This is a genomic window from Ruegeria sp. BG11 (genome assembly GCF_056538565.1).
In genome coordinates this window covers 32,901-50,184 of record NZ_JBQFTH010000006.1, presented here as the reverse complement: position 1 = coordinate 50,184, position 17,284 = coordinate 32,901, and the positions used below count along the sequence as shown (strand labels likewise).

Here is a 17,284-nt window from a genome sequence, read left to right as displayed (position 1 = left end):
CGCATATGCGTCTGCCCTATTTTGTAGCTGTTTGTCTGATCTTCCTTGTCTCTGCAGGTCTGTCCCTTTTGGCTGCGGGCTTTGCCGTGAAAAAGGTCGAAGACGCCTCGGAATTCGCCGTCCGACGTGCACTGGACCTGAAAGGTCACAACTGGGCCGAGGTCGAATCCGACGGCCTGCGCGTCATACTCACGGGCACCGCGCCGGATGAGGCGATCCGCTTCAATGCCCTGACCGCTGCTGGGACCGAGGTCGACACTTCTCGCGTCATTGATGAGATGGACGTAGCCGCCACATCAGCACTGGCCGCCCCCAGGTTTTCCGTAGAAATCCTGCGCAATGACAGCGGTGTCTCGGTAATCGGCCTGATCCCGGCCAGCGAGGACCGCGAGTCCCTTATGGACGGGTTACAGGCGCTGGACAGCGACCATTCCGTCTCAGATCTGGTCGAAACCGCCGACTACCCGAAACCCGATGGCTGGGATGATGCGCTGGCCTATGCCGTGCTGGCCCTGTCCGATCTGCCGCGCGCCAAGATATCGGCCAGTCCCGGCCTTGTCCGGATCACTGCGATTGCCAACAGCCAGCAGGAAAAAGAGCGGTTGGAGCAGGACCTGACCCGCGCCGCGCCGCCAAGTGTTCGGATCGGTCTGTCCATATCAGCCCCGCGCCCAGTGATCACGCCCTTCACTCTGCGCTACCTGATTGACGAGGCCGGAGGGCAGTTTGACGCCTGCTCCGCCCAAGATGAAGACGCCCGCGATCAGATCATCGCAGCGGCAGAGGAAGCCGGTCTTGCCGGACCCTCGTTCTGTACCATTGGTCTGGGTGTACCCTCCCCCCGCTGGGCAGAAGCCGCAGAAAAGAGCATCAACGCGCTTGCTGAAATCGGGCAAGGATCGGTGACGATGTCGGATGCGGATATCACTCTGGTCGCGGCTCAAGGCACGAACTCGGAGCTGTTCGACCGCGTCGTGGGTGAGCTGGAAAACGCACTGCCCGCGGTGTTCGCCCTTCATGCCGTGCTGCCCGAGCCCGAGGTCGCGGATGAAACCGGACCCGTGGAGTTCTCTGCCACCCGCAGTCCCGAGGGTCTGATTCAATTGCGCGGCCGCGTCGGTGACGACGTTCTGCGCGACATGGTCGACAGCTACGCCCGTGCGGCGTTTGGGTCCGACAATGTCTATACCGCGACCCGTATCACCTCGGATTTGCCGATGGACTGGCCCGTACGTGTTCTGGCCGGGCTTGAGGCCCTGTCCCAACTGCATAACGGTGCATTGACTGTAACGCCCGAGTTGGTCGACCTGAACGGCATCAGCCATGATGAAGAAGCCAAGGCCCGGATCGCCGGTCTGCTTTCGGACAAGCTGGGCGATGCGCAGAACTTCACCCTGTCGATCACCTATGTCGCCCCGCCCGAACCCGAAGACGCCCTGCCCGATCCTGAACTTTGTGAAGAAGGTATCGCAGAAATTCAGGCCACCAGCAAAATCGCGTTCGAGCCGGGCTTGGCCACGATTGCTGCGGAGTCGCGCGATACGGTCAATCAGATCGCCGATATCTTACGTGATTGCGGCCCGATCCGGATGGAGATTCAGGGCCATACCGACAGTCAGGGCCGCGAAGAGATGAACCAGCAGCTCAGCCAGGCGCGGGCGCAGTCAATCCTGAACGAGCTGCGAGGACGGCGCATTCCGACTTCAAGCTATACAGCCGTCGGCTATGGCGAAACACAGCCAATCGCCGACAATGACACCGAAGAGGGCCGCGAAGAAAACCGCCGCATTGAGTTCCGCCTGATCCGGCCGGAACCCACTGAGGCCGCGGAAACCGGCCTTGAGGCGCTTGAGACCGAGGCGGAAGACCAGACCGAGACGTCCGCATCAGAAGACCAAACTGAGACGACCGCGCCGGATGCGGAAGCAGAGGACCAGTAAGTTGAACAGAGTAGAATTCATCATCGCCACCGCCGTCATCCTGTTCGCGGCTTTCTGCATGGGATGGTTTGCCAACTGGCTGGCCCATCGCCTGTCCCGCGTGCGCCAAAGCGACGTGGCCGATCTGGACCGTATGAGCCAGGAACTGCACGAGGCCGAGGAAACCCGCGATCAGGCCATCACCTATCTGCAACAGCGCGAGGCCGAGCTGACCAACCAACTGACCCAAACCGAGGCAGAACTGGCCGCTGCCATGGACGGCCTCCGCGCCGCCCGGCAAGAGGCTGAAGAAATGCGCGGACGCATCAACAACGTGGACTAATACGACCCCCTGAGTCTTTTTCTCGCGCTCCGTTCAGACGACCAAACGGAAGCTTTCGCCGCCGTGGGAGTTAGTGATGGCGTTTCGGATTTTTCCTGAGTCATCCGGCAACACGAACTTCCCAAGACTGCTGAAAGCGCGGCAGAGTCTTCGCATCCCGGGCTAAACCCAATGCGCCTGCGCGGCTTGGGTCGGCGGGTTTTAGCCGATCTGACTCCGGTTTCTTTAGTTTTTCAACAAATTCAACATAATGAATGAGTGTGTTTTTGCCTGCACACAGAATTGTCCTTTTTCTGTAAAACTGGAGTCTATCATGAATTTCCAAGTTACTTTGAAAACCGCCGCTACCCTTGCCGCATTTGGCGCAACTGCCGCCTTCGCCTCAAGCGATGTGATCCCGTCCGAGAATGACACGTTTTCGAAATGGGGCGAGGAATCCGGTTGGACTATCTATGTCGATGATACCCGCGGCTCTTGCCTGATTGAGCGTGTCGACGAAAATAACAACGTCGTGCAAATGGGCCTGACCAAGGATCAGGAAATGGGATACCTTGGTGTCTTCACTCAGAATGACATTGGCCTGAAAGGCAAAAAGGAAGACATCATCCTGTCGCTGGATGGTAATGTCTACGAAGCCAAAGCCTACAAGAAGACCAAGCACCTCGCGGAAGGGTATACAGGAGGCTATATTCTGGCCAACAACCCGCAATTCGTTGAGGACGTCATGAAAAAGTACGACATGACAGTCTTCCCGGAAAAAGAGAGCGGGTTTACCGTAAGTCTTGATGGCACCTTGAAAGCGATCGAGGCGGCGCGGACCTGCAATACGGAACAGAATAGCTAGGCTATCCCGTTTGGCCCGGCACTTGGAAACGGGTGCCGGCGCCGACCTCTACCATCGCGTCAGCGCGTCTTCGTCTTCGTCCTTGGCGGCCACCCATTCGGCACCTGAATTGGTGATCTCTTTCTTCCAGAACGGTGCGCGGGATTTCAGGTAGTCCATCAGATATTCTGCTGCCTCGAACGCATCCTTGCGATGCGGTGCGGCTGTCGCGACCATCATGATCCGGTCGCCCGGAGCCAGCCGCCCGTGGCGGTGGATCACCAGAACATCGCCCAACGACCAACGTTCCTTGGCCTCCTGAGCGATCTTTGTCAGAGCGCGTTCGGTCATGCCGGGATAATGCTCGATCTCCATCACATCCAGATTGCCCGAGGCCAGATCGCGCACGACACCCGTAAATGTCACGATAGCCCCATTGGCGTCGTCGCCCGCTGCAAAGGCGTTGGCTTCGGCCCCCAGATCAAACGCCTCTTCCTGAACCGCGATCCGCATCTCAGCCGCCCGTCATTGGCGGGAAGAACGCAACCTCACGCACACCGGCCAGAGGGGCATCAAAATCCGACAGCTCCTGATCCAAAGCCACTCGAAGCGCAGAGAGATCGGCAAAGGCCGCTGCATAGCGATCCTCGCGCGCGCTGAGTTCGGCTACCAGATCGGAAACGGTCGCAGCTTGTGTTTCGACCTTTTCTTTCGGCAGGCCGATGCGTTCGCGAACCCAGGCGAAATACAGCACGTCCATCGGTTAGCTCTCCTTCAGATGCGGCATGGCTTTACGTAGGTAATCATAGCCGCTGATCAATGTCAGCGTGGCGGCAATCCACAGCAACCATAGACCAATACGCCCTGACCAGAACATCCCCTCAAGGTGCCAGCGGATGTTGTTGATGTCCTCAGCCTCTCCGGTCAAGACCTGATCTATGATCGTGGGATCCATGCCGAAGGTGGCCATGACGAAGTTGTGCTCAAAAATCCCCTGCGAGAACAGAATGGCGATGGCAAACATCTGGGCCGTGGTCTTCCACTTGGCCAGTTTGGTCACCTTGAGTGTCCCGGCCACGTCACCCAGATATTCACGCAGACCCGAGACGAACACTTCGCGAAACAGGATCACGGTGGCGGGCAGCACCAGCCACGGGGTCCAATGCTCGGTCGAATAGCCGACGAGGATCATCAGCGCGATCACGACCATGGCCTTGTCGGCAATCGGATCCAGCATCGCGCCCATCTTGGTTTCTTGCTTCCATGCCCGCGCCAAGTAACCATCGAACCAGTCAGTGATCGCGGCGGACATGAACAGGATCAGGGCGAACCAGTCGGCATAAGGACGGGTGAAATACAAAAACATCACGGCCAGACCGGGCGCTGCCAGCAGGCGGAGCAAGGTCAGAATATTGGGTAAGTTCCACTTCATGAACCGACACTACATCGCCACCCAAGGACAGAAAAGACAGACAAATGAAAAACTGACCCGTTCACAGAGGGTTGTGGGGAAAAAAGTCAAAGGGTCGCAATCAGGAACTCTCGGCCAGTTACGGCTTGGCCCGGGGCAGCTTTGCAGTCAGATTGGCGCACGGCTCAGCAGCGACGGAAGAACATGACCGCACATATTCGAACCGACCCCCGATCAAACCTGATCGGAAGCGCATGGATGATCGCAGGCATGGCACTGTTCGCGCTCGAGGATGCACTGTTGAAAGGCGCCTCGGCGCATTTGCCGATCTGGCAGATCCTGATCCTGTTCGGTGCCGGTGGCGCGATCATCTTTGCCGCCGTCGCCCTGCTGCGTGGCGCCAGCTTGTTGCATCGGGATGTGCTGTCACGGCCCATGAAGGTGCGCGTTCTCTTCGAGATCCTGGGGCGGATTTTCTACGTGCTGGCGATCACGCTGACGCCTTTGTCAGCGGCAACCGTGATCCTGCAGGCGACGCCTCTGGTCGTGGTGGCAGGTGCAGCGCTGTTCTTCGGCGAAACTGTCGGCTGGCGACGGTGGAGCGCGATTCTGGTTGGTCTGATTGGCGTCGTGGTCATCATTCAACCGACCGGAGACAGCTTCTCGGCCCTGTCGATCCTTGCCGTTCTGGGCATGCTGGGCTTCGCCGGGCGTGATCTGGCCAGCCGCGCCGCGCCCGCGACACTGGGGACCGAGGTCTTGGGCTTCTACGGCTTCCTCTGCATCATCGTCGCCGGTCTGGCCTATCAGTTCTGGGAAAGGGTGCCGATGGCTGCGCTGGACCTGAACACTAGCCTGCACGTGGGCGGAGCGATCCTGATGGGCACTGCCGCCTATGCCTCGCTCATGAAAGCCATGCGAACGGGTGAGGTCTCAGCCGTGACGCCGTTCCGCTATTCCCGCCTGCTGTTTGGCGTTGGGCTGGGCGTGGTGATGTTTGGCGAAACGTTGGATCAGACCATGTGGATCGGCAGCGCGCTGATCGTGGCCTCCGGGCTGTATATCCTGTGGCGCGGCCGAAAGGGCTAGGGTCCTGACCCTAGCCTTTGTCGTGGAAGAAATCATAGACCTTCTGCGCCAACCCGGCCGAGATCCCCTCGACCGCTTTCAGATCCGCCAGATTGGCCCGGCTCACCGCCTTGGCACTGCCGAAATGAGTGAGCAGCGCACGTTTGCGGGCTGCGCCCACGCCAGGAATTTCGTCCAGTGGTGTCGCGCCCACGGCCTTGGCCCGTTTCGCACGATGGGTACCGATGGCGAACCGGTGCGCCTCATCCCTCAAGCGCTGGATGAAATACAGCACGGGGTCGTTGCGCTTCAGGGCAAAAGCACGCTGACCGATCCGGTGGAATTCCTCTTTGCCGTGATCCCGGTCGACGCCCTTTGCCACGCCGACCATCGGAATGTCTTCGACGCCATGCTCGACCATGATCTCATGCACGGCACTCACCTGCCCGGCCCCGCCGTCGATCAGCAGGAGATCTGGCCACATGCCCTTTTCACGATCCGGGTCTTCCTTTTGCAGACGGGTGAAACGACGGGTTAGAACCTCTTTCATCATCCCGAAGTCATCGCCGGGCGTCAGATCATCGCCACGAATGTTGAACTTGCGATAGGCGTTTTTCATGAAGCCCTCGGGTCCGGCGACGATCATCCCACCCACTGCATTGGTGCCCTGAATATGCGAGTTGTCGTAGACCTCAATCCGACCTGGAGGGTTATCCAGATCAAATGCCTCAGCCAAACCGCGCAGCAGCTTGGCCTGCGTCGCGCTTTCCGACATGCGGCGGGCTAGAGATTCACGCGCGTTGCGCAGGGCGCCCGCGACCAGTTCCTGTTTCTCACCGCGCTGGGGCACGAGGATTTCCACCTTGCGCCCGGCTTTCTCGGCCAGCGCTTGTTCCATCAGGTCAGCGTTTTCGATCCCGTCCGACAGGATCAGCTGACGTGGTGGTTCCTTGTTATCGTAGAACTGGCCGAGGAACGCCTCCATCACCTCAGCCGGGGACACATCCGCACCGACACGAGGGTAGAAATCCTTGTTCCCCCAGTTCTGGTTCGCGCGGACGAAGAACACCTGCACACAGGCCTGCCCGCTATCCATATAGAGGCCAATCACATCCGCCTCAGTCACGCCGCGCGGGTTAATGCCCTGACTGGTCTGCACCTGCGTCAGCGCACGAATACGATCCCGCAGGCCGGCGGCACGTTCGAACTCCATCGCCTCCGAGGCGGCCATCATCTGTTCGGCCAACTCCTCCTGCACCTTGGTGGACCGGCCCGAGAGGAAGCGTTCGGCATCCTTGACGCTTTCGCGGTAGTCACCCTCGGAAATCAAACCGACACATGGTCCCGAACACCGCTTGATCTGATAGAGAAGACAGGGGCGCGTGCGGCTGTCGAACATGGAATCCGAGCAATTGCGCAGAAGGAATGCCTTTTGCAGCTGGTTCAGCGTCCGGTTCACTGCACCTGCGCTGGCGAAAGGGCCGAAATACGCGCCTTTCTCTTTCTTCGCGCCTCGATGCTTTTTGATCTGAGGATAAGCATGATCCTTGGCGACCAGAATGTTCGGAAAACTCTTATCGTCGCGAAGCAGCACGTTGTACTTGGGCTTAAGCTGCTTGATCAGGTTCTGCTCAAGCAGCAGCGCCTCGGTCTCGGTCCGCGTGGTCAGAAACATCATAGAGGCGGTCGAGGCGATCATCTTCTCGATCCGCCCGGAATGCCCAGGCCGCGTATAGTTCGACACCCGCGCCTTCAGGTTTCGCGCCTTGCCAACGTATAGAACCCGACTGTCCGCATCCAACATCCGATACACACCGGGCGAGCTGTCCAGCGTTTTCACATAGCGCTGAATGCAGGCATAGCCGGTGGGCTGAAGCTCGGATGTCGATTCGTCCTGGGTTGTCATGGGCCTGAGATATGATTCTCTGTCTATGGCTGCAATCTTGGGCGCTTCAGTTCAAGAGAAAACAAATCCACGGTTTCTGTGGATAAGTATGAAGATAAGTTTCCGTGAGCGTAGAATCTTCCTTGTTTCCTTGCTTGTTCGTCAATTTGCACAAAAAACAGGCATATACTTAAGTGATTGTTTTTTATTGTTATTTTTATACACGCTTAGCAAGTGTATGAAAAATAAGACGTTTTTGTAACGGCTAAGTAACGCAAAAGAGAGCGGTGCAAAACTTGCAGCGGATTTACTTATTCTACGCCCAGCACATCCGGCGTTTGCCATCCCAAATGCTGCCCACCATCCACGCACAAAAGCTGCCCAGTGACAGCATGCGCGTCCAGAAAATAGCCCAGTGCTGCGGTGATATCTGACGGGTTCGAGCCCCGCTCCAGCACTGTGTTGGCGCGCTGCGTTTTGAAGTGCTGTTCGCTCTGACGATGTCCCTGCATGGTCGGTCCGGGACCGATGGCATTGACACGGATCGCGGGTGTCAGCGCTTGGGCAGCTGTGCGCGTCAGCGCCCACAGGCCCATCTTGGCGATGGTGTAGCTCATGAATTCAGGCGTCAGTTTCCGCACCCGCATATCGACCATGTTGACAATCAGGCCAGAGGCCTGCGGCTCTCCCTGTGCATCCGTCTCAGGTTGCAAGCCCTGTTCGGCCATGGCCTGAGTCAGAACAAATGGTGCGCGCAGGTTGCTGTCGATATGCCGGTCCCAGCTTTTGCGCGTGGCCGTGTGGATATTGTCATACTCAAATACCGACGCGTTATTGACCAGACATGTGATCGGCCCACCCAGAGCCTCAGCCGCGCGAGGCAGCAGGGCGGTCACCTGTTCCTCATCCAGCAGGTCGGCCTGTAGCGCCACAGCTTTGCGGCCCAGCGCCTGGACTTCTGCAACCGTCTCAGCCGCAGGCTGTTCCGAAGTCGCATAGTGGACGGCGACATCATACCCGCGCCCTGCCAGATAAAGAGCCATGGCTCGGCCCAAGCGAATGCCGGCTCCGGTTACTAGCGCTCGGGACATGGATACCTCTTTCCGTCAGATCACATCAGCAATGTGGTGACATAAAGCGCATAAAGGAAAGTCAACACCAGACCCCAGATCCGCGAAATATCCTGTTTGAAGAACACAAACGGGATCAGCAGCAGCGAGGCGCCCAGCATGACCCACAGGTCGAACTCAAGGAATTCCGGGTCGACCGGGATGTCTCCGAACCACGTGGCAATGCCGACGATGGCCAGCAGGTTGAACATGTTCGAGCCGATCACGTTGCCAAGCGCCACATCGGCCTGACGCCGAAGCGCCGCCATAACGGTCGTTGCCAGTTCAGGCAGAGAAGTTCCGACAGCCACAAGTGTTAAACCGATCACCGTTTCGGTGATCCCGTACATCAGGGCGATTTCGGTGGCGTTTTCGACCAATAGATGCGCGCCCATGGGCAACCCGATCAGGCCAAGGAACACGTAGATCGATATCTTCCAATAGGGCATGTTCGGATCGGCCTCTTCCAGACCGTCCAGCTCTTCGTCATCGGCGCATGCCCCGGCTGCATTAGCGCAGGCCTTGCGATGCGCCTTGGCTTCGCGAAACGCGTTCCACAACACCAGCCCAAGGGCGGCCAGCAGAATGGCACCGCTGATCAGATTGAACACGCCGCAGAAGGCCAGGCCGATGAACAGAACGCTCGCCAACAGCATGAAGACGTAGTTCTTGCGGCTATCGCATTCGCTGGTGTGCAGCGTTGCCAACAAGGCAGGCAGGCCCAGAACCAAAAGGATATTCGCGGTGTTGGAGCCGACGACGTTACCCAATGCGATGCCCGGTGCGTTTTCCTTCACCGCGCTGATCGCAATCAAAAGCTCGGGTGCAGACGTCCCAAAGGCAACGATCGTCAGGCTGACGATCAGGGCGGGCACGCCCAGCCGCAGGCTTAGGTTGACCGCACCGCGCACCAGCGCATCACCTGCCAGCAGCAAGATCACCAATCCGAGGCCGGAGAGCAGCCATGCCGTCATGTCCGGCCTCCTTTTTCACAGGCGCAGGGGCCTTTGCCGATCCTGAACCGACCGCAACGCGGACATTTGGCAGAACTCAACCGATTTTGCCCCGGAAAGCGCAGCTTGCCGAACATCGCCAAAACACCCATGGCGACCAGAAACAGAGTGACGATCTTGATGATCACGTTACAGACCGAAACGCGCGAAGGCCGCCCGCTCCTCTAGCCCCGCTACGGCGTCCTGCGCCAGTGCGGCCCCGAAACGTGACCAAAGTGGTTTACGCACGCCGTAACGGCGGAACTTCACCTTGTCGCCGAAACGCTCCTGCATCTTGGGTTTAAGATGGGCAATGCCTTCGATCAAGCCCAGCTCCTGCGCGCGTCGCGCCAGCCAGATTTCGCCTGTGAACAGATCAGCATCTGCGTCCAGCTTGTCGCCACGACGGGTTTTGACATGCGTGATGAAATTCTCGTGGATGTCTTCCAACAAGCGTTCCAGCCGCGCGACATCCTCTTCCTTTTCCGGGCGGAACGGGTCGAGCATGGATTTAGATTTCCCGGCCGTATGAACGCGCCGCTCAAAACCTTGCTTCACCAGAAATTCATGTGCGCCAAATCCGGCCGAGATCACCCCGATCGATCCAAGGACCGAGCTGTCATCGGCCCAGATCTCATCCGCTGCCGCCGCCAGCCAATACCCACCCGAGGCCGCAACGTCTTCGACAAAGGCCACCACCGGTATCTCAAGCTCGTCCGACAGCCGCCGAATACGCGCGCCAATCAGAGAGCTTTGCACAGGCGACCCGCCGGGCGAGTTGACCTCGAGCGCGACGGCCGCAGGCTTGCCTTTGCGAAAGGCCTTTTCCAGCACAGGCGCCAGAGAGGTATCATTCAACGCGCCACGCCCGGCCATACCGATGGCACCGGACAGGCGAACGATGGCCACAACGGGCGGTTTATTGACAAAAGGCAGGCTGAGTTTCATGGGTGCCGATGTAGAGTGCCCCCATCGGCTAAACAAGGGACTCGCGGAACGCAAAACGCGGCGTTAGACAATTTCCTCACACCGATGGGCAAAAATGCAACGCCATAAAGCGTTTTGCGTTTTAGCTGAGACAATGCCACCGAGATGCGCGTTCGACCGTAGGGAGAGACAGCGCATTTCGGTTCAAATCAAACGCAAAGCGATCTAGCTGCGGATGCGCCAGCCTGTTTTGAAGATCCACCAGATGATCGCAAGACACAGTCCTGTGAAGGCCACGATGGCCAAAAGACTGAACACGATCGGCACATCTGCGAGACCATAGAACGACCAGCGGAAGCCGGAAATCAGATAGACCACAGGGTTGAACAGGGTGATCGTCTGCCACAGCGGCGGCAACATCGAGATCGAATAGAATGTGCCCCCCAGAAAGATCAGCGGCGTGACAACCAACTGCGGCACCAGCGACATCTGCTCAAAATTGCTGGCCCATATCCCGATTATGAACCCCAAAAGCGAAAAGCTGAGGCAGGACAGCACCAGAAACGCCGCCATCGCCAGTGGATGCTCGATCCGGATGTCGACGAAGAATGTCGCCGTCACAAGGATCACCAGACCGACAAACAGCGCCTTGGTGGCGGCCGCGCCTACATAACCTATGACAATCTCGATGAAATTGACCGGGGCCGAGAGCAACTCATAGATCGTGCCCAGAAACTTTGGAAAATAGATCCCGAACGACGCGTTCGAGATCGCCAGCATGACCACCGACAACATGATCAGCCCGGGCACGATGAATGCCCCGTATGAGACGCCCTCAACCTCTTGAATCCGGCTGCCGATGGCCGTGCCGAAGACCACAAAGTACAGCGAGGTCGACAGGACCGGCGACAGAAAGCTCTGGGCTAAGGTGCGGAAAAACCGGGCCATCTCAAACCGGTAGATGGCGGCAATGGCGGTCCAGTTCATGCGGCCTCTCCCGATACCAGATTGACGAAGATTTCTTCCAGACTGGATTGCCTTGTCTGCACATCCCGCAGGACTAGCCCCGATTGGGCCACGTCATTCAGCAGCGTTGTGATCCCGGTCCGATCCGCATTGGTGTCATAGGTATAGATCAGCGCATCGCCATTTCCGTTCAAAACCAGATTATGCGCGGCCAAACCGTCCGGGATTGCCGAGATTGGCTCGGTCAGCATGACCTCAATCTGTTTCTTACCCATCTGCGTCATCAAGGTTTTCTTGTCCTGCACCAGCAGCAGCTCACCTTTGTCGATGACACCCACACGGTCAGCGATGGCTTCGGCTTCTTCGATGTAATGCGTTGTCAAAATGATGGTGACGCCCGCCTGCTTCAGCTCGGCGACGATCTCCCACATATCCTTGCGCAGCTCGACGTCGACACCGGCGGTTGGCTCATCCAGAAACAGAATGCGCGGTTCATGGGCCAAGGCCTTGGCGATCAGAACCCGGCGCTTCATGCCCCCGGACAGTTCCTTGATCGCGTTCTTGCGTTTGTCCCAAAGCGACAGTTTGCGCAGGATCTCTTCGATCCGCGCGCTGTCATTGCCATAGCCAAACAGCCCGCGGGAAAACCGGACCGTGTTGTAGACCCTCTCGAACGGCTCCAACGCGATCTCCTGCGGCACCAGCCCGATCATTTTACGGGCAGCGCGGAACTCAGCCTGGATATCGTGCCCACCGACCGAGACACTGCCCGAGGTCGGCGTGGTGATCCCGCAAATGGTCGAGATCAGCGTCGTTTTGCCTGCCCCGTTCGGCCCCAGCAGAGCAAGGATTTCACCTTCCTCGATGTCCAGCGACACGCCTTTCAGCGCCTCAAACCCGTCCGCATAGGATTTGCGCAAATCCTTGATCGACAAAATGGTGGTCATGCCTGTTTCCCCGTTCTGGCAGAGACCCTATCGTTTCGCCTCCCGGTGGAACAGGCCAATTTCGCACAGAGTTCTGCGCAGAATTGCTGTAGGGTCCGGGGAACGCTGCACATACCGGAGAGATCCATGCTGAACGGAATACGCATTATCGAGGTCGAAGGCCTGGGCCCCGGCCCCTTCGCGGCCATGCTGCTGGCTGATCTCGGTGCAGATGTGATCACCATCCATCGCAAGGGCGGCAGTGTGACACCCGGCATGCCGGAACGCTCGGTGCTGGACCGGGGCAAACGGTCCATTGCGCTTGATCTCAAGGATGCAACCGACCTGAACACCGCCAAGGAACTCATCACCACCACCGACGCACTGATCGAAGGCTTCCGCCCCGGCGTGATGGAGAAACTGGGACTGGGGCCTGACATATGCCATGCGCTGAACCCAAAACTGGTCTACGGCCGCATGACCGGCTGGGGACAGGACAGCCCATTGTCCCACACCGCTGGGCATGACCTGAACTACATCGCCCTTTCAGGCGCTCTCTGGTACGCGGCGCAACCTGAAACACCCCCACAAACCCCGGCAACCCTCGTCGGCGACATTGGCGGAGGCGCGATGTATCTGGTCACAGGACTCCTCGCTGGTTTACTCAACGCCCAGCGCACCGGTCAGGGCACCGTCGTCGATGCGGCCATCTACGATGGTTCGGCGCATATGATGAACCTGCTGATGAGCATGCGCCAAACCGGCAACCTGTCAGAAACGCGCGGCCAAAGCCTGCTTGACGGTCCACATTGGAGCCGCACCTACCGCTGCGCCGATGATGGCTTTGTGACGGTCCAGTGCCTTGAGCCAAAATTCTATGCCGAATTCCTGAACATTCTGGGCTTGTCACAAAACCCCGACTTGCAGGAGCAATTCAACTCCAAACTCTGGCCGGACCAAACGAAGAAACTGACAGACCTGTTCCTGAGCAAACCCCGAGACCACTGGGCCGCGCTGTTTCACGAAACCAATGCCTGCGTCGCCCCAGTCCTTGATCCGGTCGAGGCACAAAACCACCCCATGAACACCGCCCGCCAAACTTGGCAAACCGTGGATGGCACCATGCAAGCCGCCGCAGCGCCCCGTTTCTCGACCACGCACTGGAGCGCTAAACCTAGCCCGGCCAGAGGCGAACACACACAGGACATTCTGGACGAACTCTCCGACCAGAACCAATCCGCCCCTTCATCTGGCTAAAAATATCCCGGGGGATGAATTGGCCGAAGGCCAAGAAGGGGGCTGGCCCCCTTCCCTCTACCGCCCGCGCACCGTGTCGATCATCAACTGCACGTTCTCAGGATCCGCATCCGGCGTAATCCCGTGGCCGAGGTTGAAGATATGCGGTCCTTTGGAGAACGCCTCAACAATCCGCCGCGTCTCATCCAACAGCGCCTGACCGCCCGTCACCATATGAGACGAGGCCAAGTTCCCCTGCACACAACCGTCCACCTGCACGTGCGCCGCCGCCCAGTCAGGCGCGACCGAGTTGTCCAGCGCCACACAATCCACACCGGTTGCCTTGGCAAACCCGACATAGCCCTCGCCCGCCTCGCGCGGGAAGCCAATGACTGGAATACCGGGATGGCGTGCCTTAATGGCCTGCGTGATCACGCGGCAGGGCTCAACCGCGTATTTCTGGAAGGCGTCGCCTTTCAACGACCCGGCCCAGCTGTCAAAGATCTTGACCACCTCGGCCCCGGCGTCGATCTGAGCCGACAGATACTCGATCGTCGCCAGTGTGATCCGCTCCAACAGAGCCTCAAACAGAGCGTTATTCTCCTCGCGCAGCGCATGCGCTGGACCCTGATCCGGCGTGCCGCGTCCTGCGATCATATAGGTCGCGACAGTCCACGGCGCCCCTGCAAATCCGATCAAGGTCGTCTCGGACGGCAGTTCCTTCGATAGGATACGCACAGTTTCATAGACCGGGGACAGGGTCTCATGAATGTCCTCAACCGGCTTCAACACGTCAAAGTCGGATTGCTGCGTGATCGTCGAAAGGCGCGGGCCTTCGCCTGTTACAAACCACAAGTCCGCACCCAGCGCTTGAGGAACCAGAAGGATGTCAGCAAACAGGATCGCGGCGTCAAACCCATAGCGACGAATAGGCTGCAACGTGACCTCGGCCGCCAGTTCAGGATTGTAGCACAGCGACAGGAAATCCCCGGCTTGCGCGCGTGTTGCGCGATATTCCGGCAGATACCGCCCGGCCTGACGCATCATCCAGATCGGCGGAATGTCCTGAACCTCTCCGGCCAGTGCCCGCAGCAATTTCTTCGTCTCAGCCATCATCGCCCTCAATCTTGCGTTTCGTCCACGGGTCGGCGCTCAGTGGCAATTTGTCAAGCACTGCCCCCATTGTCAGGGCAATGTGACGCGACTAAAGCTGGTGTCCATGACACTGACTCTGCCCACCCCCGCATCGCCGCTGAAAATTGGCACCCGAGGCTCTCCGCTGGCTTTGGCGCAAGCTTATGAGACCCGCCAGAGGCTGCGCAATGCATTTGGGTTGAGCGATGAGGCGTTTGAGATCGTGGTGATCAAAACCACCGGCGACAACCGCGCCATGATCGACGCAGATCGCCCGTTGAAAGAGATCGGCAACAAAGGCCTTTTCACCAAGGAAATCGAAGAGGCGATGCTGCGCGGCGATATCGACATTGCCGTCCATTCGACCAAGGATATGCCCGTCGAACAGCCCGCTGGGCTGGTGTTGGATACGTTCCTACCGCGCGAGGATGTGCGTGATGCGTTCATTTCCCTGCAATTCACCTCGATCCACGACCTGCCCGAGGGCGCTGTTGTCGGCACCTCATCCCTGCGCCGTCGGGCGCAATTGCTGAACCGCCGCCCGGACCTGAATGTGGTCGAATTTCGCGGCAACGTTCAGACCCGCCTGAAGAAACTGGCGGACGGCGTGGCCGATTGCACCTTTCTGGCCATGGCCGGCATCCGAAGACTGGGGATGGAGGACGTCCCTGCCACCGCAATTTCGACCGACGATATGCTGCCCGCCATCGCGCAAGGCGCGATCGGCATTGAACGCCGCGAAACAGACAGCCGGGCCGCCGAACTGCTTGAAGCAATTCATCACGCTGAAACCGGTCAACGGCTGACAGCGGAGCGTGCGCTGTTGGCCGGGCTGGACGGGTCTTGCGAGACCCCCATCGCCGGGCTTTGCGAAATCGAGAGCGGCCAAATGCGGCTGCGGGGCGAAGTTCTGCGCCCCGACGGGTCCGAGGCCATTGCGGAAAACACAACGGGCGCAATTGAAGACGCCACCGAGATGGGCCGGGAAATGGCCGACACTCTGCTGCGTCAGGCAGGCCCCGGTTTCTTCGATTGGAAAAAATCCTAAATAATTTTAGCCAAAGTGAACTTGTTCACTGTGGCATTCCGAAAAGACAGGCATTAATAGGCCATACCGGTTGCAAGACTGGATAGCCTCGAAAGTATCGAAAGTTTTCAGATTGTTGGTGTTTTAACAAGTATTCGAGGGGGCGAGGCTACGCCCAGACTGCAATAGGTGAACGGGTCGCTGTCAATTTCGACAGCGGCCCGTTTTCTTTTGATTAGCCGAGTACCGCGACCGCTCGCTTCACCGCTTCGCGCGTTTGCTCCAGATCGGCCTCTGTCACGGCAAGAGACGGGTAGAGTTTGCCCGGCGATTTGAAAATCCCGTTCTCCCGTAGAACATCATTGTAGAGCTCGTTCCGTTTGGGGTCGTCGTGTCTAGCGCTGCGGTAGTCGCGGCAGGGGGTTTCGGTGAAATAGACGTCAAACAGCGTTTCGTCGCCGCAGATCTGATGAGGAATACCCGCTTTGGTTAGCTCATCCACCTGCATCTGCTGCAAGGCCGCGCCTGTTGCGCGCAGCTGCTCATATGTCCCCTCGCGCCGCAGAATCTCCATCGTTTTCAACCCGGCGACCGAGGCCACAGGGTTACCTGACAGAGTGCCCAGCTGCATCAGCCATCCGGCTTCACTCACCAGCGATTTATCGAAATGCTTCATGATCTCAGCGCTTGCGCCCAGCGCAGCCAGAGGAAAACCGCCGCCGGTGATTTTACCCAGCGTGCAGATATCGGGCGTCACACCATACCGTTCCTGCGCCCCGCCATAGGCCAGACGGAATCCGGTGACGATCTCATCAAAGATCAGCAGCACATTGTATTTGTCGCAGAGCGTGCGCAGACCCTGCAGATATCCCGGCATCGGAGGAATGATACGCTGCAAAGGCTCTGCCATGATCGCGGCGATATCGTCATGTTCGTTCAGTAGGGTCTCGACGGCCTCAAGGTCATTGAAAGGCGCGATCAGCATCTGTTCGGCGACGCCTGAAGGAATACCAGCACTGTCAGGCACGGCTTGCGGGAAATTCACCTCACGGCTGGGGGCGAGGCTCATCTGCGCTTCGGCGCTCATGCCGTGATAGCCGCCTTCGAATTTCAGGATCTTGTCCCGCCCGGTATAGGCGCGGGCCAGACGAATCGCGTACATATCAGCCTCGCCGCCCGAAGCGACAAAGCGCATCTGTTCACAGCAGGGCACGGCGTCAATGATCGCCTCGGCTAGTTCGACACCTTTGCTGTTATTGGCAAAGAAGGTCATGCCCTTGGGCAGTTGCTCCATAACGGCCTCAAGCACTTCGGGGTGGCCATGACCCAAAAGCATCGGGCCGGAGCCGATCAGGTAGTCGATGTATTCGTTGCCATCCTCATCCCAGACGCGGCTGCCTTCGCCGCGTGAGATCATGATGCCGGGGTCGAAATTGCCGAAGCCACCCGCAGGCAGAGCCGCCTTGGCGCGGTCGATCCATTCGGATTGAGTGTTGATCTTGAGCATATCACGCGATC

17 protein-coding genes are annotated in these 17,284 nt (G+C 58.6%); 6 read left to right on the top strand and 11 right to left on the bottom strand.

The annotated features are described in order from the left end of the window. Nucleotides 1-5: 5 nt before the first annotated feature. The 3 genes from ACR0JF_RS11145 (at nt 6) to ACR0JF_RS11135 (ending at nt 3,106) form a co-directional block, all read left to right on the top strand. Nucleotides 6-1,940: an OmpA family protein gene (locus ACR0JF_RS11145; protein ID WP_170661266.1), complete on the top strand. Its 1,935-nt coding sequence runs from the start codon at nt 6-8 to the stop codon at nt 1,938-1,940. A 1-nt stretch (nt 1,941) separates the two neighbouring features. Continuing rightward, nucleotides 1,942-2,262 carry a prefoldin domain-containing protein gene (locus tag ACR0JF_RS11140; RefSeq protein WP_170661267.1) on the top strand — a complete coding sequence of 107 codons (321 nt, stop codon included), beginning with the start codon at nt 1,942-1,944 and terminating at the stop codon, nt 2,260-2,262. A gap of 313 nt (nt 2,263-2,575) precedes the next feature. After that, nucleotides 2,576-3,106, top strand: a complete 531-nt coding sequence (locus tag ACR0JF_RS11135) for a hypothetical protein (protein ID WP_170462571.1) — start codon at nt 2,576-2,578, stop codon at nt 3,104-3,106. A 48-nt stretch (nt 3,107-3,154) separates the two neighbouring features. Here the strand turns inward: ACR0JF_RS11135 and ACR0JF_RS11130 are convergent, their stop codons facing one another. The 3 genes from ACR0JF_RS11130 to pgsA are packed head-to-tail and all read right to left on the bottom strand — an operon-like array spanning nt 3,155 to nt 4,517. Further along, nucleotides 3,155-3,598 carry a molybdenum cofactor biosynthesis protein MoaE gene (locus ACR0JF_RS11130; protein ID WP_170661268.1) on the bottom strand — a complete coding sequence of 148 codons (444 nt, stop codon included), beginning with the start codon at nt 3,596-3,598 and terminating at the stop codon, nt 3,155-3,157. A gap of 1 nt (nt 3,599) precedes the next feature. After that, entirely contained in the window at nt 3,600-3,845 is a 246-nt protein-coding gene (moaD, locus tag ACR0JF_RS11125; RefSeq protein WP_170379166.1) for a molybdopterin converting factor subunit 1, read from the bottom strand. Nucleotides 3,846-3,848: 3 nt separating this feature from the next. Next, nucleotides 3,849-4,517: a CDP-diacylglycerol--glycerol-3-phosphate 3-phosphatidyltransferase gene (gene pgsA, locus ACR0JF_RS11120; RefSeq protein WP_170379168.1), complete on the bottom strand. Its 669-nt coding sequence runs from the start codon at nt 4,515-4,517 to the stop codon at nt 3,849-3,851. A 183-nt stretch (nt 4,518-4,700) separates the two neighbouring features. On the opposite strand from pgsA, the gene ACR0JF_RS11115 reads away from it, so the two are divergent. Further along, nucleotides 4,701-5,585, top strand: a complete 885-nt coding sequence (locus ACR0JF_RS11115; protein WP_170661269.1) for a DMT family transporter — start codon at nt 4,701-4,703, stop codon at nt 5,583-5,585. Between the two features lie 10 nt (nt 5,586-5,595). Here the strand turns inward: ACR0JF_RS11115 and uvrC are convergent, their stop codons facing one another. The 6 genes from uvrC to ACR0JF_RS11085 all read right to left on the bottom strand — a co-directional run bounded on the left by uvrC (nt 5,596) and on the right by ACR0JF_RS11085 (nt 12,390). Continuing rightward, nucleotides 5,596-7,470: an excinuclease ABC subunit UvrC gene (gene uvrC, locus ACR0JF_RS11110; RefSeq protein ID WP_170661270.1), complete on the bottom strand. Its 1,875-nt coding sequence runs from the start codon at nt 7,468-7,470 to the stop codon at nt 5,596-5,598. Nucleotides 7,471-7,760: 290 nt separating this feature from the next. After that, nucleotides 7,761-8,540 (bottom strand): SDR family oxidoreductase, encoded by a 780-nt coding sequence (locus ACR0JF_RS11105; RefSeq protein WP_170661271.1) that lies wholly within the window; start codon nt 8,538-8,540, stop codon nt 7,761-7,763. A gap of 20 nt (nt 8,541-8,560) precedes the next feature. Next, entirely contained in the window at nt 8,561-9,532 is a 972-nt protein-coding gene (locus ACR0JF_RS11100) for a calcium/sodium antiporter (protein ID WP_170661272.1), read from the bottom strand. Nucleotides 9,533-9,700: 168 nt separating this feature from the next. Continuing rightward, nucleotides 9,701-10,498, bottom strand: a complete 798-nt coding sequence (locus tag ACR0JF_RS11095) for a S49 family peptidase (RefSeq protein WP_170661273.1) — start codon at nt 10,496-10,498, stop codon at nt 9,701-9,703. Nucleotides 10,499-10,702: 204 nt separating this feature from the next. Beyond that, the gene (locus ACR0JF_RS11090) at nt 10,703-11,464 is read right to left on the bottom strand and encodes an ABC transporter permease (RefSeq protein ID WP_170642333.1); all 762 of its coding nucleotides are present in this window, start codon (nt 11,462-11,464) and stop codon (nt 10,703-10,705) included. After that, nucleotides 11,461-12,390, bottom strand: a complete 930-nt coding sequence (locus tag ACR0JF_RS11085; RefSeq protein WP_170661274.1) for an ABC transporter ATP-binding protein — start codon at nt 12,388-12,390, stop codon at nt 11,461-11,463. Before ACR0JF_RS11085 ends, ACR0JF_RS11090 begins: the two co-directional genes overlap by 4 nt. A 126-nt stretch (nt 12,391-12,516) precedes the next feature. Here ACR0JF_RS11085 and ACR0JF_RS11080 point away from each other — a divergent pair, with 126 nt between their 5' ends. Further along, nucleotides 12,517-13,626 (top strand): CaiB/BaiF CoA transferase family protein, encoded by a 1,110-nt coding sequence (locus ACR0JF_RS11080; protein WP_170661275.1) that lies wholly within the window; start codon nt 12,517-12,519, stop codon nt 13,624-13,626. Nucleotides 13,627-13,683: 57 nt separating this feature from the next. Here ACR0JF_RS11080 and hemE read toward each other — a convergent pair whose 3' ends face one another. Then, nucleotides 13,684-14,718: a uroporphyrinogen decarboxylase gene (gene hemE / locus ACR0JF_RS11075; protein ID WP_170661276.1), complete on the bottom strand. Its 1,035-nt coding sequence runs from the start codon at nt 14,716-14,718 to the stop codon at nt 13,684-13,686. 106 nt (nt 14,719-14,824) lie between these two features. Here hemE and hemC point away from each other — a divergent pair, with 106 nt between their 5' ends. Continuing rightward, entirely contained in the window at nt 14,825-15,787 is a 963-nt protein-coding gene (gene hemC / locus ACR0JF_RS11070) for a hydroxymethylbilane synthase (protein WP_170661277.1), read from the top strand. A gap of 214 nt (nt 15,788-16,001) precedes the next feature. Here hemC and ACR0JF_RS11065 read toward each other — a convergent pair whose 3' ends face one another. Further along, entirely contained in the window at nt 16,002-17,273 is a 1,272-nt protein-coding gene (locus ACR0JF_RS11065; RefSeq protein ID WP_170661278.1) for an aminotransferase class III-fold pyridoxal phosphate-dependent enzyme, read from the bottom strand. Between the last annotated feature and the right edge of the window lie 11 nt (nt 17,274-17,284).